The sequence below is a fragment of the Helicobacter pylori genome (assembly GCF_006440215.1).
Taxonomy (GTDB): domain Bacteria; phylum Campylobacterota; class Campylobacteria; order Campylobacterales; family Helicobacteraceae; genus Helicobacter; species Helicobacter pylori_CS.
This window is the reverse complement of sequence record NZ_VEZH01000002.1, coordinates 114504-139647: the sequence shown is the minus strand read 5'-3', so window position 1 is coordinate 139647 and position 25144 is coordinate 114504. Positions and strand designations below refer to the sequence as shown.

Annotated in this window: 14 protein-coding genes and 9 pseudogenes; 13 read left to right on the top strand and 10 right to left on the bottom strand. The window is 33.2% G+C overall.

Annotation, left to right across the window (positions count from 1 at the left end):
* Positions 1 to 10: 10 nt before the first annotated feature.
* The 3 genes and pseudogenes from FIM44_RS02145 (at position 11) to FIM44_RS02135 (ending at position 3368) form a co-directional block, all read left to right on the top strand.
* Positions 11 to 2071 carry a type IA DNA topoisomerase gene (locus FIM44_RS02145; RefSeq protein WP_140578881.1) on the top strand — a complete coding sequence of 687 codons (2061 nt, stop codon included), beginning with the start codon at positions 11 to 13 and terminating at the stop codon, positions 2069 to 2071.
* A gap of 54 nt (positions 2072 to 2125) precedes the next feature.
* Positions 2126 to 2596: a hypothetical protein gene (locus FIM44_RS02140; RefSeq protein ID WP_000965788.1), complete on the top strand. Its 471-nt coding sequence runs from the start codon at positions 2126 to 2128 to the stop codon at positions 2594 to 2596.
* Positions 2566 to 3368: pseudogene (locus tag FIM44_RS02135) on the top strand (nucleotidyl transferase AbiEii/AbiGii toxin family protein). The gene FIM44_RS02140 and the pseudogene FIM44_RS02135 overlap by 31 nt, the downstream one beginning before the upstream one ends.
* Before the next feature lie 73 nt (positions 3369 to 3441).
* Here FIM44_RS02135 and FIM44_RS02130 read toward each other — a convergent pair.
* The 3 genes and pseudogenes from FIM44_RS02130 to FIM44_RS02120 all read right to left on the bottom strand — a co-directional run bounded on the left by FIM44_RS02130 (position 3442) and on the right by FIM44_RS02120 (position 5177).
* Positions 3442 to 4107: pseudogene (locus FIM44_RS02130) on the bottom strand (hypothetical protein).
* Positions 4085 to 4462: a hypothetical protein gene (locus FIM44_RS02125; protein ID WP_120925418.1), complete on the bottom strand. Its 378-nt coding sequence runs from the start codon at positions 4460 to 4462 to the stop codon at positions 4085 to 4087. The pseudogene FIM44_RS02130 and the gene FIM44_RS02125 overlap by 23 nt, the downstream one beginning before the upstream one ends.
* Positions 4463 to 4508: 46 nt before the next feature.
* A complete protein-coding gene (locus FIM44_RS02120; RefSeq protein ID WP_140578878.1) occupies positions 4509 to 5177 on the bottom strand; it encodes an AAA family ATPase in 669 nt (222 codons plus the stop codon).
* A gap of 636 nt (positions 5178 to 5813) precedes the next feature.
* On the opposite strand from FIM44_RS02120, the gene FIM44_RS08460 reads away from it, so the two are divergent.
* From FIM44_RS08460 to FIM44_RS02090, 6 genes and pseudogenes are all read left to right on the top strand, one after another.
* A complete protein-coding gene (locus tag FIM44_RS08460; RefSeq protein ID WP_000189763.1) occupies positions 5814 to 5978 on the top strand; it encodes a hypothetical protein in 165 nt (54 codons plus the stop codon).
* Positions 5979 to 6867: pseudogene (locus FIM44_RS02110) on the top strand (ArdC-like ssDNA-binding domain-containing protein).
* A pseudogene (locus FIM44_RS02105) lies at positions 6867 to 8913 on the top strand (hypothetical protein). Before FIM44_RS02110 ends, FIM44_RS02105 begins: the two co-directional pseudogenes overlap by 1 nt.
* Before the next feature lie 9 nt (positions 8914 to 8922).
* On the top strand, positions 8923 to 10356 hold the full coding sequence (locus tag FIM44_RS02100; protein ID WP_140578876.1) for a hypothetical protein: 1434 nt from the start codon (positions 8923 to 8925) through the stop codon (positions 10354 to 10356).
* Positions 10353 to 11615 carry a type IV secretion system protein gene (locus tag FIM44_RS02095; RefSeq protein ID WP_140578874.1) on the top strand — a complete coding sequence of 421 codons (1263 nt, stop codon included), beginning with the start codon at positions 10353 to 10355 and terminating at the stop codon, positions 11613 to 11615. Before FIM44_RS02100 ends, FIM44_RS02095 begins: the two co-directional genes overlap by 4 nt.
* Positions 11612 to 12496, top strand: a pseudogene (locus tag FIM44_RS02090) (hypothetical protein); the annotation flags it as partial. The gene FIM44_RS02095 and the pseudogene FIM44_RS02090, both read left to right, overlap by 4 nt.
* A 62-nt stretch (positions 12497 to 12558) precedes the next feature.
* Here FIM44_RS02090 and FIM44_RS02085 read toward each other — a convergent pair.
* Positions 12559 to 13707, bottom strand: coding sequence for an RNA-guided endonuclease InsQ/TnpB family protein (locus FIM44_RS02085; RefSeq protein ID WP_140578871.1), 1149 nt, complete (start codon positions 13705 to 13707; stop codon positions 12559 to 12561).
* A pseudogene (gene tnpA, locus FIM44_RS02080) lies at positions 13676 to 14144 on the bottom strand (IS200/IS605 family transposase). The gene FIM44_RS02085 and the pseudogene tnpA overlap by 32 nt, the downstream one beginning before the upstream one ends.
* Before the next feature lie 169 nt (positions 14145 to 14313).
* Here tnpA and FIM44_RS02075 point away from each other — a divergent pair.
* Positions 14314 to 14724, top strand: a pseudogene (locus FIM44_RS02075) (hypothetical protein); the annotation flags it as partial.
* An 8-nt stretch (positions 14725 to 14732) separates the two neighbouring features.
* Here FIM44_RS02075 and FIM44_RS02070 read toward each other — a convergent pair.
* Positions 14733 to 14930: pseudogene (locus FIM44_RS02070) on the bottom strand (hypothetical protein); the annotation flags it as partial.
* A gap of 199 nt (positions 14931 to 15129) precedes the next feature.
* On the opposite strand from FIM44_RS02070, the gene FIM44_RS02065 reads away from it, so the two are divergent.
* Together FIM44_RS02065 and FIM44_RS02060 are read left to right on the top strand one after the other, a co-directional pair.
* Positions 15130 to 15381, top strand: coding sequence for a hypothetical protein (locus FIM44_RS02065; protein ID WP_000006537.1), 252 nt, complete (start codon positions 15130 to 15132; stop codon positions 15379 to 15381).
* On the top strand, positions 15353 to 16156 hold the full coding sequence (locus tag FIM44_RS02060) for a nucleotidyl transferase AbiEii/AbiGii toxin family protein (protein WP_140578867.1): 804 nt from the start codon (positions 15353 to 15355) through the stop codon (positions 16154 to 16156). Before FIM44_RS02065 ends, FIM44_RS02060 begins: the two co-directional genes overlap by 29 nt.
* Positions 16157 to 16472: 316 nt before the next feature.
* Here FIM44_RS02060 and FIM44_RS02055 read toward each other — a convergent pair whose 3' ends face one another.
* Both FIM44_RS02055 and FIM44_RS02050 read right to left on the bottom strand, forming a co-directional pair.
* Complete coding sequence (locus FIM44_RS02055; RefSeq protein ID WP_140578866.1) at positions 16473 to 17540, bottom strand: tyrosine-type recombinase/integrase; 1068 nt, start codon at positions 17538 to 17540, stop codon at positions 16473 to 16475.
* 1154 nt (positions 17541 to 18694) lie between these two features.
* A complete protein-coding gene (locus FIM44_RS02050; protein ID WP_140578864.1) occupies positions 18695 to 20728 on the bottom strand; it encodes a relaxase/mobilization nuclease domain-containing protein in 2034 nt (677 codons plus the stop codon).
* A 991-nt stretch (positions 20729 to 21719) separates the two neighbouring features.
* Between FIM44_RS02050 and FIM44_RS02045 the strand changes: the two are divergent.
* Positions 21720 to 22748 (top strand): annotated as a pseudogene (locus FIM44_RS02045) (hypothetical protein); the annotation flags it as partial.
* On the opposite strand, the gene FIM44_RS02040 reads toward FIM44_RS02045, so the two are convergent.
* Together FIM44_RS02040 and recJ are read right to left on the bottom strand one after the other, a co-directional pair.
* Positions 22709 to 23590: an RluA family pseudouridine synthase gene (locus FIM44_RS02040; RefSeq protein WP_140578862.1), complete on the bottom strand. Its 882-nt coding sequence runs from the start codon at positions 23588 to 23590 to the stop codon at positions 22709 to 22711. The pseudogene FIM44_RS02045 and the gene FIM44_RS02040 sit on opposite strands and share 40 nt — an antisense overlap.
* On the bottom strand, positions 23590 to 25140 hold the full coding sequence (gene recJ / locus FIM44_RS02035) for a single-stranded-DNA-specific exonuclease RecJ (protein WP_140578861.1): 1551 nt from the start codon (positions 25138 to 25140) through the stop codon (positions 23590 to 23592). The genes FIM44_RS02040 and recJ overlap by 1 nt, the downstream gene beginning before the upstream one ends.
* Positions 25141 to 25144: the final 4 nt, after the last annotated feature.

Here is a 25144-nt window from a genome sequence, read left to right as displayed (position 1 = left end):
GAGCAATCAAATGAATAACAGCGTCATCATTATTGAAAGTCCTAATAAGGTAGCTAAGATTAGAGAAATCACAGGAGCTAAGGTCTTTGCTACCATAGGGCATTTTATGCAACTTAAAAGCTATGATGAAAACAATAACTTTAAGCCAACCTTTGAATACGACCCACAAAAGAAAAAATGTATTTTTGAGATAATAGAGGCGTGTAAAAATAAAAAGGTTTATATTGCTACTGACCCTGATAGAGAGGGTTATGCTATAGGCTATCATTTTTATGAAAAGATTAAAAAAATAGCTAGTTCTATTTATAGAGCGGAGTTTTTTGAAATCACACCAAGTGGGATTAACAAAGGCTTACAAAATGCTCTTTTATTTGAAAACACTAATAAGCAAATGTATCAAAGTGCCTTAGCTAGAAGAGTGGCTGATATGCTTTTAGGTTTTACGCTATCCCCTTATTTAGGTAAGGCTTTAGGACAAATGAAAGGTAGTAGTGTTGGGCGAGTGCAAACCCCTTGTTTAAAACTCATTGTAGATAGAGACAGAGAGATTGAAAAATTTAAGGCTTTACCTGAAAATGAGAAAGTAAGCTATCAAATTCAAGCTAAGATTAACGATAGTGCCAACAGAGAAGTAACTATCAAGCATTGTGATGAAAAGGGCGAAGAGATTAAATTCAATGATAAAGAAGAGGCTTTAAAACTCTTTGAGAGCTTAAAGGATAATAAAGCTTGTCTTTTAAAGGATTTAAAAAACTCTGTTGTAGAGACTAAACCTAAAAAGCCCTTTATCACTTCTACGCTTTTAGAAAAAGCAAGTTCTATGCTTGGTTTAAGTATTAGCGAAGTGCAATCACTAGCTCAAAATCTCTTTGAGGCTGGACTGATTACTTACATTAGGACAGATGCGGAAAGTTTGAGCGTGGAGTTTTTAGATGAGACAGAGAGCTTTTATGCACCTATTTATAAGGACTTGTATTTAAAAAGAGAATACAAGGCTGGTAAGCAAAGCCAAGCAGAAGCTCATGAAGCCATTCGTATCACGCACCCCCACAAATACGAAGATTTAGAAAGCATAGTCTATAATGCTAGTATCACTAATCAAGACGCTTTAAAACTCTATAGATTGATTTTTGAAAGAACCATTGAAAGTCAAGGCAAGAATGCCATTTATGACAAGCAAGATTTGCTCTTTAAAATCAAAAACGAGTATTTTAAATGTTCTGTAAAGGGTTTAAAAAGTGCTGGATTTTTAGCAATGTTTTCTAAAAAAGAGCTAGAAAATGATGAAAGTAATGATGATAAAGACAATAAAGAAAAAGAACAAAACGCACAATTTAATCTAAAAATTGATGATGTGTTAAGTCTAAATGACTTAGTTTTAGCCACCATTAAAAGAAATGCCCCAAGCCCTTATAAAGAGGCAGATTTTGTCAAGCTTTTAGAAAATAAAGGCATAGGCAGACCTAGCACTTATGCGAGCTATTTGCCTACGCTTGTAAAAAGAGAATATATCAGCATTAGCCAAGATAAAAAACACATTATTACGCCTACACATAAGGGTAAAAGAGTGGTAGAAGTGTTTGAAAATGCTTATCAATTCATTATTGATTTGACCTATACTAAACAAATGGAAGAAGTGCTAGATGAGATTGTAGAAAATAAAAGCTCTTATGTGGATTTTATCAGCAATTTAAATTCTAAATGCCCTAAGATTGAAAAGCTAGAAAGAAATGATGATGAGATAAAACCTAGCAGTGAAGGACAAATCACTTATATAGAAAATATTTTAAGAGATTTGCAATTAAATTTAAGCGAAGAGTTTAAAAACTACAAAGAAGACAACAGAGTGGCTAAGGCGTTTTTAGACCGATACATTAAAGAGCATGAGTTTTTTAAGAAAAACAACAAAAAGGCTAGTAGCTCTAATAATGATGAAAATAGACCCGCTACGCCTAAACAAATTAGCTTTGCTGAGATGTTAGCTAAAAAGCATAATGTCAAGCTCCCCAAAGGATTTAAATATAGTATGAAAGTGTGTGGGGATTTTATCAATGAGTATCATAAGAAGTAGTAAGTGAAATTTTGCTAAACTAGAACCTAATTAAAACTAATGAGAGAGTTTAGCATGCTTTATATTCCACCCACTTCAAAAGAAGTCTATGTTAGCTCTATTGTGGCTTTAAATATCCATAGCCCACAAGGCACAGGAGATTGGCATAGTAGCTATGCTTTAATGGAGAATGCGTTTGATGATATAGGGGTTTATATCTATGGTGAAAAACAAGCTCATAATACTAATAAACTACTAGGCAATCTAGGCATTATAGATGGCACAGCAAGGCTCAATAAAATGGGCTATTACCCTAAACATACTCCCACTTATATTGCAGAGCATCCAAGAGCTTGTGTAGATTGTCTCTATGTTTCTGTATTGCAAACTGGAAAGCTAGGGGTTGTTATGCTAGATGAATGGTTTCCTAGTATTGAAGATAAAGAGAGTGTCTATGCTCTTATAGAAGTGATGAAACCCAAATTAAACAAGCAAGAAAGAGAGAATTTGGATAAATGGATAGCAAGAAACCCCATTATAGAGTGAGTTTAAGCGAACAAGCTCTTAATCATGAAAAACTGATGAGAGCCATTGTTAAAAATCTAGCCGACACCCCTATGGTATTAAAAGGCGGAACAGCTTTGTATCTAGGCTATGGCTTAAATCGTTTTTCAGAAGATTTAGACTTTGATTGTCATAAAAAAATCAATCTCTTAGGCAGAGTAAAGAGTGCTATTCCTAATGGCATTATCTTAAATGATATTCATATTAAAAAGACACTGATAGTGTGGGGCGTTATATGGTGCGTTATGCTACCAAAGACAATAAAGAAGAACAAACTTTAAAATTAGAAATATCTTATAGAGACGCACCAAAAGAGAGCGAAGTCAATGTGATTGAGGGAATGCGAATTGCTAAAATAGAGCGTATTATTGATAACAAACTCTGTGCTTGCTTTGATGGGGAGCATACAAGAACTAAAGCTAGAGATTTATTTGATTTGCATTTTTTAGCCAAGCATTATGAAGAACATTTTAACTTAGATTTAGCAAGTCGCTTAAAAGATTTTAGCAAAGACCCTGATAAATTAGTGAGCGATTATTTAGTAGATGTAAAACTAGATGCTTTATTAAATCAAATTATGGACTTAGAAGAAACAGCCCTAGAATTAGGGGTAATGGCTCAACTAATACATAAAAAACTTGAAAAACAATCTCATTCCCTTAATGCCTTGCAAGAGCAACAAGGCTATAGCAATAATGATAATAGCCTAGACAATTCTAATGAAAACACCTACACACCTAAGCGTAGGCGATAAGTAACCTTATTGAGTGGGTATTTGATAGTTTTTAGTTGTTTTGTCTTGTTAATTTAATTCTATTTAAAACTACTTAAATACCCTTGCTCTCTAAAATCTCTTTAAAACATTGTTGCAATTTTTTAGAAAATGGCTCTTTTTCTTTGTCATAGTCTTTTCCTAAGCTGATATAAAGTGCGGTGTCTTTGTCTTTAAAGTCTTTGATTTCTTTTGTAGGTTTATAACTCAAAAATTCTCTAATCTCTTTAGCATAACCTTTTACTAAAACTTGCAATAAGTCAATGTCATAAGAAAATTTATCTTTAAGGACATTTTGAGCGATTTCTATTAAGCACTCATCATAGATTTCTACACTTTCATTAAACACTTCTTCTACATCACTTTCTTTAATACCATTTAAAAATAGATAGTAATTAAAGAGCCTATCTTCTTTTTCTTCATTTAGCCATTCTAAATCATCTTCATATTCTTCTTCATCTATAGGCTTAAAATCACTAGGAATAGTGCTTTCATAATCAATAGGACTAAACTTACACATCAAGAGTGAAATAAGAATTTTAGGGGCATTCTCATTGCTTATCTTAGCAAACACCATATTGGCTAAGATATTAGCTAAGATTAACTTCTCTACTAAACTAGCTTGGCTGATTTATTGTTCTAGTGTATCCTTAAACTTTAAAGGGGTGTCTTTATAGATTATCTTATGCGTAAAAAATTCATTCAAGTTCATTGTTTTCATTATTGCCCTTTTCTTTGTTTTGTAATCTTTCTAGTTGCTTTAAAAGCTTTTGCTCTTGGGTATTTTTTCTGTGTTTTAAATGCCTAATAAGCGCTTCTTCAATAAAAGTGCTTCGTGTCTCTTTAAATGAGCCAAATTCTAGCAAAAATTCATCAAGTTCTTTTATCACACAAGGACTAAAGGCAATGTTAAAGCTCTTTTTCTTATCTTCATCTAACAAGCTTTTTTTACGCCCCCTTTTTTTAGGGATTTTTACTTCCTTTGTGCTAGGCTCTTGTTTTAGGGGGGTATCTTGGGCTTGTTCTTCTTGTTCTTCAAACTTCTTTTCTAGCTTATCAATTTGTTGTAAATCCATACTTGTATGCTCCTTATTGTGTTTATTTTTGTGCTTTTTAACTCTTCTAAAACGCATGTCTTTTCTCTTTTTCTAAATGGCTTTTTAATTCGTTATAAAAATTAACCCACTCATTGATAGCCTTTTTATCGCTGTATTCTATGACCCCTAAGCCTTCGCTTACACTGTGCTTATAAACAATGCGCTCACTCAAAGAGCTTTCTAAAAGTGTAATCCTATCGCTAGGATTATTTTCTTTAATAAACTCTATTAAGACTTGTCTTTCTTTAAAGGTAGGAATAATAGGCATTCTATTGATGACAATTAAGGCTCTTAGATTTTCATTAAGCTCTTGGAGTTGCTCAATTCTTTCTAGCATATTAGCTAAGACTTCAGTGTCTAATTGGCTAGGAGTTGTTGGCACTAGCACAATATCACTTAAAAACATAGCTTTTTGGGTTTCTTTGCTGTATTCCCCCTTAGTATCAATAAGGATATTTTCATACTTAGATACCATTTGTTTTAAGGTATCACTAAACCCACTACTACGATTAAATAAGCTAAAAGTTTTATATTCGTTATTTGAACGGATTTCCGTAAAAGTTTCCATAGACTTTTGGCTATCTGTATCTAAAACAACCACTTCTTTATTGTCTTTGAGTAATTGCACGGCTAAGTTTAAACAAAGCGTGCTTTTACCACTCCCCCCTTTTTCATTAGCAATGCAAATGGTCATGTTATTTTCCTTATTTTAGTTGTTTTAAAAGTATATCACAATTATATAGATTTTGAATTAACTTTAAACAATTTGATTGTTTAAGATTTTTTATATAAACATAGTAAATAATTAAACTTAGTAAGGGATAATAAACTATGTTATTTAAAGAGTATTTAGTTTTTAATTTAATATTACAATATTAAAAGAATTTATTCTTATTTAGCTTATATCATTAAACTATTAAGAAATTAAATTATCAATTAAATTTAAAGCATTTTAAGCGAACTTTCTCAAGAAATTCTAAGGTTTAATTTGTCTTTTTCATTTTTAAAAAAAGTTTTTTTAAACATTAAAAAGGAGCAAAAAACTATCATTTTAGCTTAAGATTAGCTTAAATTTTAACTTTTTTTCATTAAATTTTTAGGTTTATTTACTTTTCATTTACTTTTAGATTAAGTTACGCATTTTATGGGGTTGCATGGTTTGAGCCTAAAAAATGTGTGCGTACACACTTGTGTTTTTTGCTTAAAAATAGCTTAAAAAGTGGCATATGTGTACGCACACACTTTGAAAAAGTAAATAAGTCAAGACCTTGATTTCCTTGTAATTTTAATGGCATTCTAAAAAGATTTTTTAAAAACAAGGACAGAAAAAATGACACAAGATTTTTTAGAACTTAAAGAGGGAAAATACCCTATGAATGAATGGCAAATGATAGAGTTTATGCAAATGGGAGTAGAGCCTAAAAGCGAACAAGAAACAAAAATAGAGTTAGAACATTCCTTAGAAAATGAAGTCAATAAAAACAAGGAGCATTAAATGAAAGCGTGGAATGAAATGGATATTAAAGAGCAAAAAGAGGTTTTTGCTAGGTTTTTAGCGAGCGAAATTGCTAAAAGTTTAGAATCTGGATTAGAGTTTAAGCCAAATAATAGAGCTTATAATGGTAATGCTGGCAATGCCTATAATGGCTTAAATTCTCTTATTTTAGATGCCAAGCAACATGAGAATGGCTATGAGAGTAATGTTTGGGTAGGTTTAGATGATGCCTTAAAACTTGGGGCAAACCCTAAAGAAGTGGAGCATATTAAAAACAACACTAAGAGTAAAAATAATCCTAATGGCTTTTATGATAAGGCAAGTATTGCTTATATTAGAGATTATGAAATGCGCTATGTTAAAGCAAGAGATGAACAGGGTAATTTAATCCCCCTTAAAGACAAAGAGGGCAATCTTAAGCATTATTCTAATGGCGAAGTGATTTATGAGAATGAAAAAGTTCCTCAAAGAGACAAAGAGGGTAATATCAAGTATATGCAAGATGGCAAAACGCCCTTTTACGAATTTAAAAAAGAAAAGATAGACATAGAGCCGACTTTAGAGATTAAAAATCTCTACAATGTCAATGTTTTTCAAACGCTAGACAAAACTAAGCTTAAAGAATTAGACCCTAAAACTTTAAGAACACAATACATTAGCAATACTTTCTCTATGAATAATCAAAATTTGGTGATTTATGATTTAATCCAAGCATTTGAATGAAAAGCAGTATAACAAAGTGCTAGATTATGTCAATCAATATGGGGCAACCCATCATGAAAAAAGAAAGCAACACAAAATCTATCAAGAACCACAGCAACAAAAGTATGACCACTACTTTGCTAATGATGAAGTAGTGCTTACTCAATCTAAAGGCAGGGGCAGATAATGCAAGATTTTATCAATGGATTTTTAAAGACGTGGAAAGCTTGGAGTGATGATGGAAAGGACGCTTTTTTAGAGAGTTTTTTAGATGAAGTTAAAAATTCTAAAAATGACCCCACCAATTTTTTAGGCATTTTAGAACAAGAAATCAAGTCTTTAAGCCAAGAGGGCTTAAAAGATGACATTTCTTCTATACTAGAAGTCATTGAGAGCATGAAAAATGAAATCTCTAATACAAAAGACAATGAAAATGTAAGCGATTTTTTTTAATGCGTTCCAACAAGAAATCAATGAAGAGCAATCTATCTCTAATGATAATCCAAGCGAGTTTGTAGAAAGTTTAGAAAAAGTGATTGTTGAGACACAAAATGCTAATAAACATGAGATACAAAATTCTAGCGAAAATGAAGTAGAGCTTACAGAAGAAAAAAGCTTTTTAGAAATGAGCGAAGATGAGTATTATGAATACCAACAAGAGCAATACATACAAATGAATGAAGATGATGGCATTGCACGAGTTAGTGCCAAGTTAGAACAACAAGAGCTTGAAAGAGAAGAGACTGAGCTTGAAAGTAAGGCACTACAAGATTATGAAGAAAATCAAATTCAAAGAGTTGGAGAAATTAGTATTGCAGAGCATGAAAATAAGCTTGAAAAAGAAGAGCTAGAAAGATACGCCCTAGAGAGCGAAAATAAAACCCTAGAGCAATATTATGAGAGCCAAAACCCTGATACTCTCTATGAGCAACAAGTTTTTCAAGAGCAAGAAAAAGAGCTTTTAAACCAGCAAGACTTAGAATTAGAGACATTAAGAGATAATAATACCAAGCAAGGTTTGGATAATGAAAGTGCAACACTTTTAGAGAGTTTGCAAGTTATAAGAGATGAAACAAACGAAGTTATCACTTTTTTAAATCCTAATGAGCTTGAATTGCTAAGACCTACAGGAGAAAATACTACAAGTAAAATCGCTTCTATTGCTTTAGAAGAAAGCAATAAGCTTAATGAAAAAGAGCCTAACACACAAGAACAAGGCGAATACGCACAAAAATAGCAAGAAAAGAAAACACCTAGCAATGATATAGACCTTAAAGACAAATACGCTAGTTTGCATAGTTTCTTTAAACAAACCGAGCTTGATATTAAGCAAAAACGCATTAAGACTAAGCTTGATTTTAAAGAGAGCTTTTTAAATTACGCTAAAAACCACATGAATGAAGATGAATTGAAAGTCTTATTAGTGGTAAGCCAAAAAGAGCCAACCAAGCTCACTAAAGAGCATATCAATTTGATTAAGGATTGCTTAGAACAAGCGCATGGTAATAAGCACATGCAAGATAAGGGCTTGCAATTAAGCGTTAAGTCTATCTTGGGACACCAATTAGAAAAAGAACACCACGAAGTCTTAAAAGATTATTTAGCTAAATCTAAAGATAGCTTAGAGCCTATGGATAATAGAGTGTATGAAGTGATGCGAAAGCATTTAGACAAGCAACAAGCAAAAACACTCAAAAATTTAGATAGCGCCACTCAAAGTGTGGGGGCAAATGCTATTAAAGAGCAAAATAAGGCTAATAAAAATTCAGAGCAACCTAAAAACTCACAAAATGAGCCAAGACAAGAGACTGCTAACGCTCAAACTAATAGCACCGCTACACAACAAGAAAACACAAAACAAAACCAAGCTATAGAGCAAAATGGCACTACTCAAGCAAAAGAGCCACAATCTAAGCAAGAGCCAAAGAAAACCTTGCATCCTGATGAACCATGGCTAAATTATGACCCTAAAGCTCACAAATGCTTACAAGAACGCCAAAAAGAAGAAATCCAAGAGAAAGCACAGAGTAATAACAGCGATGAGCCTTGGATTGAGTTTGGTAAAAAAGAACAAGCTAGAGCTAAAGCACACTATCAAGCTATGCTAGAAAAAGAAAAAGCTAAAGAATTAGCTAAAGAGCAAAATAACGCTCAAAAAGAAGTGAAAAAAGAAATGCCAACTATAGATTATGGCTACACACAAAATACGCTCTCTAAGAGCAGAAGGCGTTAGGAAAATCCTATGAGTTATATCCCTAATCTCACTGCCTTGCCTTTGCATGAGATTTTATTAGATAATGGCTATGTTATCAACAAAAATAAGCATAGCAAGAATAACCCTTGCTTAAAGCATGAAAACGAAGAGGGAAGTTTAGTCATCTTTAAAAATCAAAATAAAGATGGCTCAATTAGTTACACCTACAAAGAAACTCATACCGATAAGGTCGGTAATATCATTACTTTTTGTAAGGATAGAAATATCAGCGTTGAAGACTTACTCGCTGGGAAGTTAGAAGGCTATCGCAATAAAAAAGATACTCTACAAGCAAGGGATAACTCTAGCGAAAATAACGAAGAAATTCAAAAAATCATCAATGAGTTTAAAAACCTTAAACCCTATGATTTACAAAACGCTACACTCATTAAAAAGCGTGGCATTGATACAAAGCTATTAGAGCCTTATAAAGAGCATTTAAAAACGGACAATTTTAATAATCTTATCCTTGCTACCTATTTAGCTTTTGAGAATAAAAATCTTAATGTCATACCCATTCATCAGTGTGGGATTAACAAACGCCTAAATACTCCCTTAAGCACAGACAAAGAGGGCAACATAAGAGACAAGCCATTAAAATCTATCGCACAAGGAAGTAAAGGCATAGAAGTCTTGTTCCCTAATAATTTAAGCTTAGTTAAAAATGTCATTGTTACTGAAAATATCTTTGATAGTCTAGCTTATTTAGAGTTACAAGGTTTAGAGCCTAAAGAGAGCGTTTTGATTAGCACCGCAGGGCAATTTAATGCACAAAAATTAGAACTCTTTTTAAAAAGTTTTTTTAAGCAATTAAAAGGGCGACAACAAGGAGCGTATAACCATTATCTAAAACAAGAAGAACAATGGCAAGAATTAGTGAGACAAGGCAGGGCTAGTGATGATTTTAATAGCGTGGTAGTAGAGACTTACACCGACATTATTAAAAATTATCAAAGAGAAAAAAATGCTCTTATTTACAACAAGCAAGTTGAAAGAACTAGAGAATACAGAAAGCCTAAGCCTGTTAATAAGCCACAAGATAGTTTTAATGTCATCTTAGCCTTTGATAATGATATTAAGGGTAAAGGATACAAAGAAAAATGCGAGGGTATTTTATATGCTCTTACACAGCAATTCCCCACTATTTATACGCCTTTTTCAAAAGATTGTAATGATGATTTGAAATTAGCACACATTATAGAAAATAAGGCGATTAACATTGACACTATGGCGGAGTTTTTAGAAAGCTATTTAGAAAAATTAAAAGACAACTACACTTCAACACAAGAAAAGGAAAATATCATGGATAAATTAGAACAAATTGATAGCATTAAGCCCTTTAATGAAAGGCTTAAGGGCATTTTAGAAAATGCTAAAGAAAATTTACAAGCACAAAGTTGTGTTAAAGGGAGGGGGCGATGAATTTTTTTGACACCCTTATGGGCATGTTTGTTGAGCCATCTCAAAAAGTAGCCAAAAGTCTTGCTGAACATGTGGGTAGCTTTTTTCATGCACAACTCATTTTAAACACCATTATTACTATTTTATTTATGATATGTGCGTATAAGCGTGTGAAAGAGGGCGATATGTTTGAGTTTAAAACCGCTATGGGAGTGGTTGTATTCATCGTGTTTGTGGGGTTTATCAATTGGGGGATTAGAAATCCTAATGATTTTAACACCTATTTCATTAACACGATATTTTATCCAGCTGAAAAGCTTGCTATACTTATCGCTCAAAGCTTAAATGATGGCTTAGAAATTCCTACCAATGCTAATGCTAGTCCTAGTGAAACCTTTAATATAGGCAATCTAGTTTCAAGTGCTTATGCAATGATAGTTAATCTGTGGGATAATGCTTTTGATGGTATTAGCATGTTTAATTGGCTCACAATGATACCTAAAATAATCATGTTTTTTTTAGTGATTTTAGGGGAATTATTGTTTTTAGGCTTATTGCTTATTATTGTGTTATTAGTTACAGCAGAAATTTTTATGTGGTCAGCATTAGGTTTAATTGTATTGCCTTTAGGTTTAATCCCCCAAACCAAAGGCATGTTATTTAGCTATCTTAAAAAGCTCATTTCCCTTACTCTTTATAAACCTTGTATGATGTTAGTAGCTTTTTTTAATTATGGAATAATCTATAAAGTCAATGCTTTAATCCCCACTAAACACGAAGTCACACAAGGCTTTTATGGCAATGCGGATAAAATGGCAAATGAGGGAAAAATTATTGATGCCTTTGGCAATGTCTTAAAAGGAGATTGGAACTCTTATATAGCCCATAGTTCTATTGTAGGCTTTTTAACCATTATTGTTTTAGGTTCTGTGATTTGTTTCTTTCTAGTCAAACGAGTGCCTGATTTTATCAATAATATCTTTGGCACAAGTGGAGGCGTGGGGGCAGTAACAGAAATGATGCAAAAAATTGGCATGACAATAGGCGGAGCTGTATTTGGGGGTAGTGCAGTTATGGTTGCTAATCAAGTTAAGCAAGCCTATCAGAGTGCTGGGGGCGGACTAGCAGGACTTCAAGCTGGAGCTAAAGCTCTTGGACTTGCTGGACTAAGTGGAGGGGCAAATGCTGTAAATGCAAGAAGTGCTAAAGCTGGTGTGAGACACTTTGTAGCAAGTGTTAAAAGTGGCTTTGGATTTGATAATGATAAAAATAACAAATGAAAGGTTTAAAAATGAAAAAATCAATTTTTAGTGCACTTTTTAGCACTCTTCTATGTTGCAAAAGTGTCTTTGCAGAGGGGGAAACTCCTTTGATTGTCAATGACCCAGAAACCCATGCAAGTCAAGCCACTATCATAGGCAAAATGGTAGATAGTATCAAAAGATACGAAGAGATTATTTCTAAGGCTCAAGCTCAAGTCAATCAGTTACAAAAAGTCAATAACATGATAAATACGACTAATTCTTTGATTAGTAGTAGTGCTATCACTTTAGCCAATCCTATGCAAGTTTTACAAAACGCTCAGTATCAACTTCAAAGCATTAGATACAACTATGAGAATTTAAAGCAAAGCATAGAAAATTGGAACACACAAAATTTGCTAAGAAACAAGTATTTATCGCAACAATGCCCTTGGCTTAATGTCAATGCTCTTACTAACAATAAGATTGTCAATCTACAAAATCTTAATAATCTTATTTCTAAAAATGGCGAACAAACCCAAACCGCAAGAGATGTGCAAAATTTAATCCAATCTCTAAGTAGCAGTGGCTATGAAAACATGCAATCACTTGCTGGGGGATTGAGTGGTAGAGCGTGGGGAGAAATGTTGTGTAAAATGGTAAACGATAGTAATTATGAAAGCGAGCAAGCTCTTTTAGCAACAGGCAATAGATCAGAAGAGCAAAAACGAAGATTTTTGCTTAGAGTAAAGAAAAAGGTTAATGATAATAGGCAGTTAAAAAAGAAACTTGACCCATTTCTAAAAAGACTTGATGTCCTACAAACTGAGTTTGGTGTAACTGACCCTACAGCTAACCATAATAAGCAAGGGATACATTATTGCAGAGAAAATAAAGAGACAGTTGACATACTCCCCATAGCTAAAGCTAGGGGATTCTAGCTAAAGCATGAGGAAAATTGGGATCAAGCAAACTCAGCCTACTAGGTAGGTCTTACAAATTCTACCCCAAGAGTTGATGCCCCAACCCTATGAATATTAATAGACGCATTTAAGTCCCTGTCTAGTTCCAATCCACAATATTTGCAGTGGTATTCTCTTTCTTTATCTGTTTTGCCTAATTTTTTAATGTCTTTATTAAAGTTTTCATCAACAGATAAGCAATTAGAACAAGTCTTAGAGCTAGGATAGAATCTATCAATCTTAACGACATGAGCCTTGTTTTCAAGGATTTTCACAAACTCGCTAAAAGCTATATCGCTCACTTTCCTACCCCAAAGTTTTTGCATAGCTTTCATGTTCAAGTCTTCAATAAAAATGCTTTGGTATTTTCTGCTTAACTTCAAAGCCAATTTATAAAAGAAATCGGTTCTTAAGTGTTTGATTTTTTGGTGCAGTTGGGCTAGTTTCTTTTTAGCTTTTTTAAAGTTATTAGAACCCTTAACTTTCTTGCTAAGGTTTTTACTAAGTCGTTTAATCAAAGGCAAGTATTTAGAGAAAAATAAAGGCGATTCTATCTTGGTATTGTCAGATCCGGTTAAAAAAGTCCTTAACCCAAAGTCAAAGCCCACGCTTTTATCGCATGCGGTTTGCTTGTTAGGGTTATTTTCTAATTCACAGACTAGACACAAGAAATAATCGCCCATATTATCTCTTTTAATGGTTAGAGTTTTTACTTTCCCTATCAAAGCATAAGTTTTAATGAACTTGTAGCTATAACCATTAAAAGAAACAACATTGTCTTTTATCTCAAACCCCACTCCCTTATTCAACCCTGTCTTTTTATCAACTTGGCTTTTGAAAGTGAAAGATTTGTAGTTGGCTACTTTTTTAAATCGTGGCAATTTGGCTTGTTTCTTAAAGAATTTTTTAAACGCTTTATCTATCCTTTCAGTTAAATCTTGCAGGGTTTGTGAGCCTAGTGTTTTTAAAAAAGCATAACGATGGGTCTTTTTCAATTTGGTGGTGTGTTTTTGCAAATCGTTAAGCTTTAAATACTTTTTGAAAAGTCTATAATAGCGTTTGTGCAAGGCAATGCAATGGTTATAAAACACGCCATAACGCCTTAATAGTGTGTCTATACGCCTATTCTTATCGTTATTATAGAGCTTTTGTTTGTAGGTTATCAACATAACTTTTCCATTTTTCTTTTTGCTTAGGGCGGTTGCTGTTTTGTTGGTTTTCAATGTATTGTTTGACAACATTCAAAGGCGCACCCCCCCACTGTTGAAATGAAACAGGAATTGGTCCATAAAGTAGGTAGTTTTGTTTTTAAGTGGTTAAATTCTTGTCTTAATATCCTACTGCTACGACCTTTAGCGGTTTTAATGAACTTCATCACTCCAAAGCTTGGATCAATGTCAGCTAAAATGTGGATATGGTCTTTATCGGTTTGCATCTCTATAATCTCTACTCTTAATTCTTTAGCCACTTCTTGAATGATTTCTTTCAATCTCATTTCTACAGCTCCCACTAAGACCTTACGCCTGTATTTAGGACACCACACGATATGGTATTTGCAAGAATAGACAACATTATGATTGCTTTTGTATAAAACAGCGTTACTCATATTTGTAGTATATATAAAAAAAATAACTAATACAAGATATTCATAACATTACCCTTATTTTTGTGTATGATATTGACTCTAATACCCCTATTCCATATTGGCACGCCTAAAGGCGTTTCGCCTTGTATCCCCATAACTAAAAGCTAGGGGCTTTAAGGCGTTAGTTTTGGGTAAATGCGACCCTATTGATAATGTATTTAGAACAACTCGCTTAGATAACGAATTAGAACAAGAAATCCAAACGCTCACACTTGATTTAACCAAAGCCCCCAATAAAGACGCTCAAAGCCAAGCCTACGCAAATTTCAATCAAAGGATTAAATTACTCACTCTAAAATATTTAAAAGAAATTACCAATCAAATGCTCTTTTTAAATCAAACAATGGCAATGCAAAGCGAGATTATGGCAGATGATTATTTTAGGCAAAATAATGATGGCTTTGGGAAAGAAGAAAACCATATAGACAAACAATTAACGCAAAAAAGAATAAACGAAAGAGAAAGAGCTAGAATATACTTTCAAAACCCTAATGTTAAATTTGACCAATTTGGTTTTCCCATTTTTAGTATATGGGATTAAGGGTTTATATTCAAGTATTGAGAGCCGTCCACCTTAGCATTACAGCTAGTCAGCGTATCTTCTTTGATATTGTGTAGTTTTACTCGTTTCAATAAGTCTTCATCGCTTAATAAAGGCTTTGCCATTAAGGGAGCAGTAGCACCTAGTAAAACCCCAGCTAATAAGCTTGTTTTTAAAGTTTTATTCAAACCATTTAATTTAATCATTTTTCTATTCCTTTTAACTTAACTTGAATTGTAATCATTATAGCATAGAAATTTAAAGAAATACTAATAATAATTAAATATTAAGTTATTTTGTATGTATTTAGTAGAATTTGGTTATTCTTTTATAACTAATTAAGTCAAACCAAAACCAACACAAAATTTGCTAAACTACAATCAAATCAATTTAGGGAGGATAAAAATGTCATTTGCCCCTATGTTATTAGCTACAATCAATAACTCTATTGGCAATAAAGATAAGCATGTGAGTTTAGAGTATCTTATAGGGCTTTTTATGGATAAAAAAACAACTAATCTAAGCAATACTGACAAGTATATTATAGGCACAATTCAAACAGAGGCATTAGAGCAAGAAATAGAATGGTTTTCACAAGACTATCACATTCCCATGGAGAATATTTTACATGTCCTTTCTATCAATCCCTATCAATGAAAAGAGCCTTAGTTTTATCAAAAACAACTTTCAAGCTCAAATTCAAGCCCTAGAACAATTTTATCCCATTATTAAAAATGCTTTGAATTTAGGGCTTAATCCTAGTAGTATTAAGTTTGGAGGAGGCACAGCTTTGAGCATGTATTACTTCCAGCATAGATTAAGCTTTGATATTGATTTGTTTGTCAGTGATGCTCAATGTTTGGGATTTTTTAGCCCTAAATTATGGATAGATAATTGCAGTCATTTTGATAGCACAAGATACATAGACCAACATAATCATATAGGCGTAACGAATAAAGACAACATTAAAATAGATGTTTTAGTGGATTATGCTAGTAATGAGAGATATGTAGATAATTCTAAAAAGATTTTTGCTTTTGATATTTATATAGAAAGTTTAGAAAATATTATCGCTAAAAAGATTACTTTTAGAAAAACTGATAATAAAACAAGAGATATTTTTGATATAGCAGTGGCTTTGCATAATGACAATAATTTATTTGACAAGCTTTTAAGTTCTCAAAAAATAACTAAGCAAGACTTACTAACTCTTCAAAATTCTTTGCAAGAGTTAGATAAAAAGCGTTATAGCATAGAAATAGATATGGTAGAACCCATTTCACATTATAAAGACCTTTCTTTAAGTGCTTATGATTTTTTAATAGACAAAATAGACCAAATTAAAACAGCGACTTACTCAAATTCCCATGACAACGCAGATGATTTAGACAATTCCAATGAATACACCCCCACACCTAAGCGTAGACGATAAACAATCTTGTTAAGTAGATATTTAATAGCTTTAGTTAATCTATCAGTATTTAATAGAATTTAGTTATTTGTGTTGTTAATCAAATATATTCTTAATGAGTAACAATAATCTATAATTACATTGTTTTTAGAATATTTTGTAATTTAAGCTAACTCTATAAAATCTCAATGATTTTAACAACCCTTATAAAACTAATCATTTTTAATTAGCAATAAAACATTAAATAGTTAATTAAAATTATCTAATGCTAGATTATTTATCTTAATAAGATTATTTAAACTAATTACACTAAACTACCTAATCAATTTTAACCACCTTACTTCTTGTTCTCTATCAAACTATCAAACACAAGAGCCACTTTCTTGTTATGCTCTTGTGTGGTATGAATATAAATCTTAGTAGAGAGTAAGGAACTATGCCCTAACGCCCTTGAAGTTAAAACCAAGTCTTGGGTTTCTTGATAAATGAGTGTTGCAAAACTATGCCTAAATAGATGTAAGCCTGTGCCATATTGCTTATAGTGTTTGATTTGAGCTAGTTTAAAGATTAAGGGGATAAAGTTATAAAGCGTTAAAGAATTTTGTGCTTTTTGTTTGTCTTTTTTAAAAAGATATGCCCCATTAAAATATTTTAGTCTATATTCATCACTAAGCCAAGCATTCAAGCTTGGTTCTAACAAACTCTTTTTAATATAAGCTTTTCTCTCTTTTCTACCTTTACCTTGAATTAAAATAGAGTAGTTTTGCTCTTCTACTTGAATGTGTTTTAATTCTATGTTTAACACTTCGCATTTTCTAAGTCCCCCAAGTATTACAATAAGTAGAATACACTTATTGCGTTTTTCAAAGCTTGTAGCTGGCTTATAGTCTAAGAGTGTTTTTAAAAAACTCTTTAAGTCTTTATCGTTTAAATGTCTGGGTAAGCTTTCTTTGGTCTTAGCAAAGGCTAGGTTTTTAAGCGTAAAATCAAAGCTATAACGCCTTTTTCTATCCAAATAATCAAAGAATTGTCTTAAATACATCACATATTTAGCCATAGAGCTTGGCTTTCTATTTTGAGCAAGTTCAAAAAGAAAGTTAATGACTTGCTCTTCGCTAAGCACTCTAAAACTTCTTAATTTGAGATCATCTTTAAAATAGTTGAAGAATAAAAACAAGCCTTGCATCATTATAGTGTGTTTAATGCCTTGATTATAAAGAATATGACAGAGTTGTTTTAATTGCTCTATATTATGACATTTTAAGATTTTATCTTGTGTGTCTAGGATTAAAGCCATATCCTTCACATCTTGAATGGGCGTGAAGTTTTTAGCCTTAGTGTATAAAAAGGCTTTGAGATTACAAAAGAGTTCTCTCTGAGATTTAGTGAGTTTGTTATGTGGCATATTGCTCCCTTATTAAAATATAAAAAGAAATCTTAAAGAATGAGAGTTTTATGTTTTTTAGTTTGTTAGGTTCTAAAAGCGGTATTTTTAAAAATTTTGCATGGCTCCTTAGAGATTTGAAATTCCGCCTTTAAATCTAAATCTCTAAAAAGTTCCGCTTTTAACTAAGGCATAAAAGCAAAATTTCGCCCCCTTAAAAGTAAATAATCAAATACATAGTTATTTGCATTACTCACTAAATACAAAAATTGAATTTGTCAACGATTAAATAGTTTTTGAAAGTAAGCTTTAAGCGCTTTTTAAGGTTAAGAAGTGCGTGTTTATGGGTATTAGATATGAAAGCGGAACTTAAGTTCCGTATAGTTATAAAAATATTAAGGGAAAGAAAGTTTTACCTTTCTTTCCTAACCTATTGAGTAAACATGTTATTAGTAAATATCATGTCATGAGGGGGATTTCTTTTTTTTAAAAAACTTGATTAAATTAGACAACTAGGAACTTGCTAAAGGAAAAAAAGAAAAATCAAGAAAAAGAACTTTTGATTAAAAGAGACAAACTGACTGAAAGAGCCATAAGGTTAGTTGTGGCTAGGTTTAGTTTAAGGAAAGTTTTTAATTTCTTTTATTAGTAAAAATAAGAACAAAATCAAAATAAAAGAAAAATAGGAATTACCTATCAATGACATGTTAGTTGTGGAAGGAATGATTAGTCAAGGCTTGTGTTATTTAAGTTAGGTTGTAAGCGGTTTGTCTCATTAGCATTTAGGATTAGAAAGGTTTTTGTTTAGAGTGTGTAGGGTTAAGGTTTGTTTCTAGCTCTTAGTATTAAAAGAGTTAAGTTTGATTTGATAGTAGGTTCAAGGGTTAGGTTTAAACTTGTTTTATGATTATGTTTAAGAAAACTTTAAGGTTTTAAATTTTTGCGTGCTACTTAAGAAAAATTTAAGCTCTACAAGGCGTTTTAAAGCGTTTTTGTTTTTAGGTTAATAGTTTGTCTTATCTTATGGCTTTATTTTGATTGTGGGGCATTTTAGAGTGCTTTATTTGTATATCTGTTTAAATAAGCTAATTTGTGAAAAGAACAAGAATAAACCCCTTTAATCAAAGGGTATATTCTTTATTAAGAACATTAAAGGCAACCATCGCTTGAGAGCATTATCTATTACGCCCTTTAAAGTTTGTGTTGTCATTTTGTTTTAATCCAGCATGAGCTTTAGGGTCATCATCAAGCTCATTAGAGTGCAAGGTGTTAGCTTGTTGTTTAGCTAATTCTTTAGCTTTTTCTTTTTCTAGCATAGCTTGATAGTGTGCTTTAGCTCTAGCTTGTTCTTTTTTACCAAACTCAATCCAAGGCTCATCGTTATTAGGCTCTTTTGTGATAGCTTGAATTTCTTTTTGCTCTAGCTTAGTATCTTTAGCGTGTTCTAGGACTTTTTCAAGGTTTAGGTTGTCATAGTGGGTTAAAAACCTATTAGCTCCTATGATTTCATTACAAGTATAGAGAATATCCTTAGAAATTTTAGAAAATTGTTTAATTTGTTTGAGAAAGCCTTGTTTTTCTTTTGGAGACAATGAAGTTTCTCTATAATGTTTTAAAGATTTCACATAATGTTCTTTGGCTCTTTCAAATTCTTCTTCTTTTTGTTTTAAATCTTGTTCTAAAAAAAGTAATCTCTCTTTGGCTAATAAAAGCATGGTGTTTTGATAGTCTTGTAGTTGCTTACTCACTAGCTCATAAGTGTTATCATTAAGCTTGTAAGTGGGGTCATTTTGCTTAGTTTTAAAGCTCTCTAGCATGAATTGATATTTTCTAGCACTAAAATAAGCGTTTTTAAAAGTTTTGAGAGTGGGGCGTTTATCTTTAGAAAGTTCTAAGGCTTTGGCTAAAAGAATAGGATTAGTTAGAGTGTTGTATTGGGTGTTTTGCTTGGTTTTAACTTCATTTCTTAGCTGGGCTAATAGTAAGTGTGAGTTTTTATCTAAAAGGCGTTTGTCTAGGTGTTCAAGCTTATTTAAAAGCATTTCTTTTTTCTTTAAAACAGAATAGCCCTTAGTCTCTCTTTCAAAGTCTCTGTCTAAACCATTGAGAATAGCAAAATTCTTAAAGGCTGAATGGTTTTGTTTTTTATCTAATTCTTTTTGATAAAAGCCTAAGAGTTCGTATAGCTCGTGTTTGTTAGTGTTTTTTAAGTGTTCGCTTACTGGTTTTCTCTTATCTATCCTGTCAATATCTAGCTGTTCTTTTTCATCATCGCTTGTGTCTTTGTGATTAAACAGAGCGATTTTAAATTCAGAAATCTTTTGTTTTAAAGGGGTGCTGTGGTTATTTTGAATGTCTAGGGCTTTTGCTTTGTTTTTATATTTGAGTTCTTGTAAATACTCGCTTTGTAAAGCCTTGTTTAAGTCCCACTCATCTTGTGGGGATTTGATTTGTTCTAAGGCTTTTTCTTCTTTTTCCAAGTCTTGTAATTGTTGTTTGACATTGTCTAGCTCTTTAAATTTTGGCTCATTGACATACAAGTATTCTTCGCTCAATAAGTGGTCATTCAACCTATAAGCAAACTCACTTCTTAATTCATTAAAAAATTCTTTACAATCTTCATGCCCCTTAAAACGCAGTCTTCTTCGTGTGAGCTGATTAGTCTTATTGATAAAACAATGGATATGGGCATGGTCTTGATGAGCGTGTGGCACAAGGGCAAACTTGTATTCAGGCAATCTTATTTTTAAGCTCTCCCAAGTAGAATGTAAAAGCCCTTGCATTGTCTCTTCATCTGGCTTATCTTTGATAGAAAAAACTAAGTGCATAGTCTCGTTATAATCTTTAGTCAAATCAAAGTCATTGAGCCAACTCTCTAAGATGAATTGTTTATCGCATTCTAAAAACATTTCATTGTAAGCTGTTTCGCTATTTTCTAAAGCATAATTTAGGGCATTTTCTAAGTGGGAGCGTTTCATTTGCCCTATGTTTTTAATAAGCACAGGACTAGCTGTTTTTGTGCCAACTAGATTAGATTTAATAAACTTTGAGTTAGGGTTAAATTGATTGAACTTAATGAGCAATCTTTTATCTACTTTATCGCTATCACTAAATCTAGGCTTTTGCATATGCTTTAAAATATCATCTAAGAAAGATAAGTCCATAGGGCGACTATCTAGCTTAGTATCTAATATAGCCCTATCTAGCATACAAACCCTTTAAGACTTAACAACATTGCTAAATTTTTATCTAATTCGCACACTTTCAAGCTAAACTTCTTTCCATTACTAACAAGGCATTTAAAACGCCCAAATTTTATTCAAGCTAACGCTAATTTAAGAGCTAGACTTTTGATTTTAAATCTAGCGATTTTTCAATTCTTTGTAGCATAGCACAAAGAATTGAAATTACTAAATCAAAAAAGGTGCAGGATAACACCATGTGTGCATACACATATGGTTAAAACTTCGTATTCAAGGGACTTGGAGCTAGATTTTTAAAAAATAAGAGTTTTTGCTAACTTTTTGCCTAAAAAGTTTTTAAAAAGTGCTTTGATAGATGAATTAAATTTTTAATCTAGTAAGAGAGAAAAATTTCATTCAAAAGCTTTAACCCCATTACTCAATTTTTTAGGCAAGGGCTTGTTAGAAACGCTATAAAAACTTAGAGATTTTTATTGAAAGAACTTGTAGTTAAAACATTAAGAACTAGATAGCCATATGGTAAGAACTTAGTAGCCTAACACCATTAAAACTTACTAGCAACTCATATAAGAACTACCAGCCCATTTCATAAGAACTTGCAAGCTAAATGCTATGAACTGACAAGCAAGTAGTAAGAACTTGTAAGCAACAATTAGGGAACTAAGGGCTACACGATAAAAACTAAAAGCCACAAGTTAGAACCTAATAGCTCACATTAAGCAAAGAACTAAGGGGAAATAGATTAAGAACTTATCTGCTCTAATGATATGAACTAGGTTGCTTGTATGATTAAGAACTAGGAGCAAAACACCATTAAAACTTACTAGCAACTCATATAAGAACTACCAGCCCATTTCATAAGAACTCACAATCAATATTAAAGGAATGAAATTATTCTTTAAGCTTTTGTTTAAAAAATTTATGCTACATTTTAGTAATTTTTTAATTGACTTATATTGAAACTTAGAGAACACTTAAAAATTCCATTCTTTTAGGAATTATTATTTTTTTATTTATGCTTTATCCTATTTTAAGTAGCATCACATATAATGAACCTAGTCAAGCGATCAAAACAGCTCACACAAAAACAATTCTCGAAACTTTGCCAGATCTAATACCAGATCTAATAAAAAATAATCTTGATAGCCACCAACAAGAAATAAGCGATTTGCTGAGTAGCAGTAAGGATAAAATGTATAGCAAGGTGGACGCTCAAATAGACAATCTTTTTGATCCAATAGAAAACAATGTGGATAAGTTCTTGGACTGGCACTACTCTCTCAAGGGAAATTATAGCGAGCTTGCCCTTCTTGTAGCTAAAAAGCTCGGCTTGAGCGTCGAAGACGCATTATTCAATAAATTGCAGGAAAAATTTTTAGGGGCTGATTACAAACAACGATTACAAACGATGACAGACAACATTTCTGATGCTTTTATAAGCTTGTTGTGCCAGCACAAAAAGGATACAGAAAAGATCGCCACACAAGGAGTGGCTGATATTCCTCAAGTTGCAGAATCTTTAAAAAATATTGATGACAGAACAGAAAGAGATTTGAAATTAAAAATGGGTTTCGCAGCGGCAATAGGGTTAACGGCTGGCATGGGTGCTGGTGCGCTTATGAAAAGGCTAGCCCCAAATCTTGTGGAAAAGCTTGGCACTAAATTAGGGGCTAAATTCCTCGCAAAGTTTGGCATAGCCGTGGGTGGCGTCTTATCAACTCTTGGGGCTGATGTGGCTTTTAATTATATTGATGAATGGCTCCATAGGGATGATTTTAAAAAAGAAATTTTGAACAACATCAATGAAGTGAAAAAAAATCTGAAAGAAAGCTACAAAACGGGTTTTGATAACAGCATTACCAAATTCAGCCAAGGACTTCAAGAGGATTTAAAAAATATAGAAACAATAAGCGTTAAAGCGCACATAGAAAAACTTAAACAAACTCCAGAAGAGAACAACCAAAAAAAACAACCAATAAAAAAAGGTCAATCCTTTAAAAACGGCATGAAGCGTTTTGGCATTTGAGAAGTGATTTTATAACTCGCTCCTTTAAATTCAAATTCCAAACTAGAGGCATGGAGCATGAGTAGTGGGGCGTTATCTTCACGCTTTAATTGGAGGTATTCTCTCGCTTCTTCATCAGCCACCCCATAAAGCCCCTCGCCCACGATCCTGTGATTTATACTGCTCAAATGCAAGCGGATCTGGTGCGTGCGCCCGGTGAGTGGGGTGATTTTGAGTAAGCTTATACCCAAAAAAGGATTATAGTTTAAAGGTTCAACAAGCGTGGTTGAAGGCTTGCCTAAAGGAGAAATTTTAGATCGAATGTGCAAGTCTTTTTGAATGTTTTGTGGCGTCAGAATGGGTTTGTCTATGATGATACTTTTATCAACCCACCCATGCGTTAGCGCTAAATAAGTTTTTTTCACTTTTTTTTGCATGAAAAGCGTTTTTAAATCCTTAGCGCTCTGTAAGGTTTTACCCGCTAAAACCAACCCGCTCGTTTCATAGTCCAGTCTGTGGGCTGGGTGGGCGTTTTTGCCAAAATGCGATTGGATACAATCTAGTAAGCTTTCATGGTAAAAATAGCCTTTAGGGTGGGTATAGACTTGATTGGGTTTGTCAAACACGCCAAAATCTTTCGTTTCAAAAACAAGCTTTCCTTGTTTTTCATTAGGCTTGAAATGAATCAAGCTAACGATCCCTTGAATCATTTGAGATTTACGCACGGCTTGTTGGTTATGTTTTAGGCGTTGTTTGTCAAGGTGGCGTTGGGCTTCTTTTAAAGAGCATTTTAAAACATCGCGCACAAAAAACAAGGCTTTGGTGGGTTTTAAAATTTCAAATTCTTCTTCAACAAAAGGCACTACAACAAACTTTTAACAAACATTTTAGGCTCATTAGAATACTCGTCTAATTCCACGCTAAAAAGCACGCTCACCTTTTCGCCCGCTTTCAAAAACCGCTCAGTGTTAAAATAAATAGCCTCTTTGATGCATTCTTTATCCTTAAAACGCAAAACCTGGTGGCTTTCTTTGATGATTTTTTCTTCTATGACTTCTAAATTTTTTGCTTGGAATAAAGGTTCAGGGTTTTCTTGCCCATAAGGCTCGCCCGTTTCTATAATCTCTAAAAGCTCTCTGTCAATGTCTTTTAATGTTAGCGTTAAAGGGGGCTCTGTTTCACAAAAAGGTAAGACTTTAAAATCAAAATTTTCTAAAGTTTCAAAGAGCGAGATGAGATTGTTTTTTCCAACGCTCAACCCGCAAGCTTGCCTATGCCCCCCATAGCCGAGCAACAAAGAAGAAACCCCATTCAAAGCGTCAATCAAGTCAATATTTGAAGAGCTACGAGCGCTCCCTTTATACACCCCTTCTTTAAAGGTAAAAACCAGGCTTGGCTTTTGAGTGGCTTCCACTAATTTTGAAGCCACAATCCCCAGCACGCCCTCATGCCAATTATCCTTAAAAGCGACGATAATTTTTTCTCCAACCATCGCATGCTTAAAAGCCTCTTCAAAAACCTGCTGTTGGATCATTTTACGCTTCATATTGCATGCTTTCAAGCGTTCATACAAAGAATAGCTATTTTGAAAATTATTCGCGCTTAAAAAATCTAAAGCCATTTTCGCGTCTTGCATGCGCCCTGCGGAATTGATTAAGGGGGCGATACTGAAAGAAATATCGCTCGCTTTTAAAGAGCGTTTTCTAAAAATTTCTCTTTGGCGCAAAAACCCCATCGCCCCTAAGGATTCTTTTTGCAAAAAATACAAGGCTTTAGAAACTAAAAAGCGGTTAAAAAAAGTCAAAGGCATCATGTCAGCAATAGTCGCCACGCCCGCTAAGCATAGCAACTCACTAGAATGGCTTTTTTCTTTCCCTAAAAGCTGGTGGATACCATAGCACAAATAAAACGCCACCAACGCCCCGCACACTTCCTTTTGGATAAAATCACAATCCGGTTGCTTGGGGTTGATCACCGCATAAGCGTCTGGGACTTCATCATGGTGTAAGCAATGATGATCTGTAATGATAAGGGTGTAGTTTTTTTCTTTACAAAATCGCGCGGCTTCAAAGGCGCTAATCCCGTTATCCACCGTGATGATTAAAGGGGCGTGGTGTTTTTCTAAAAATTTTTTAGAAATCCCATAGCCATCAGTGAAACGATTAGGGATTGCAATGCGGACATGCTTGTAGTTTAGGCTTTCAAAGAATTTTGCCATGATAGTGGAGCTAATCACGCCGTCAGCGTCATAATCGCCCACCACTAAAATTTCTGTGTTTGCACGCATGGCTTCTATGATTTTGAGTGCGGCTTTTTTCAAGTCTTTAAATAAAAAGGGGCTAGGAAACCCTTTTTCATTATAGGCGATGGAAGCCACTCGCTCTTTGATTTGAGCTTTAAGCTTTTGTTTCATTGTT

Coding starts and splice junctions, on each gene's coding strand:
- FIM44_RS02145 (WP_140578881.1), top strand. CDS start 11: ATGAATAACAGCGTCATCATTATTGAAAGTCCTAATAAGGTAGCTAAG.
- FIM44_RS02140 (WP_000965788.1), top strand. CDS start 2,126: ATGCTTTATATTCCACCCACTTCAAAAGAAGTCTATGTTAGCTCTATT.
- FIM44_RS02125 (WP_120925418.1), bottom strand. CDS start 4,462: ATGGATTTACAACAAATTGATAAGCTAGAAAAGAAGTTTGAAGAACAA.
- FIM44_RS02120 (WP_140578878.1), bottom strand. CDS start 5,177: ATGACCATTTGCATTGCTAATGAAAAAGGGGGGAGTGGTAAAAGCACG.
- FIM44_RS08460 (WP_000189763.1), top strand. CDS start 5,814: ATGACACAAGATTTTTTAGAACTTAAAGAGGGAAAATACCCTATGAAT.
- FIM44_RS02100 (WP_140578876.1), top strand. CDS start 8,923: ATGAGTTATATCCCTAATCTCACTGCCTTGCCTTTGCATGAGATTTTA.
- FIM44_RS02095 (WP_140578874.1), top strand. CDS start 10,353: ATGAATTTTTTTGACACCCTTATGGGCATGTTTGTTGAGCCATCTCAA.
- FIM44_RS02085 (WP_140578871.1), bottom strand. CDS start 13,707: ATGTTGATAACCTACAAACAAAAGCTCTATAATAACGATAAGAATAGG.
- FIM44_RS02065 (WP_000006537.1), top strand. CDS start 15,130: ATGTCATTTGCCCCTATGTTATTAGCTACAATCAATAACTCTATTGGC.
- FIM44_RS02060 (WP_140578867.1), top strand. CDS start 15,353: ATGTCCTTTCTATCAATCCCTATCAATGAAAAGAGCCTTAGTTTTATC.
- FIM44_RS02055 (WP_140578866.1), bottom strand. CDS start 17,540: ATGCCACATAACAAACTCACTAAATCTCAGAGAGAACTCTTTTGTAAT.
- FIM44_RS02050 (WP_140578864.1), bottom strand. CDS start 20,728: ATGCTAGATAGGGCTATATTAGATACTAAGCTAGATAGTCGCCCTATG.
- recJ (WP_140578861.1), bottom strand. CDS start 25,140: ATGAAACAAAAGCTTAAAGCTCAAATCAAAGAGCGAGTGGCTTCCATC.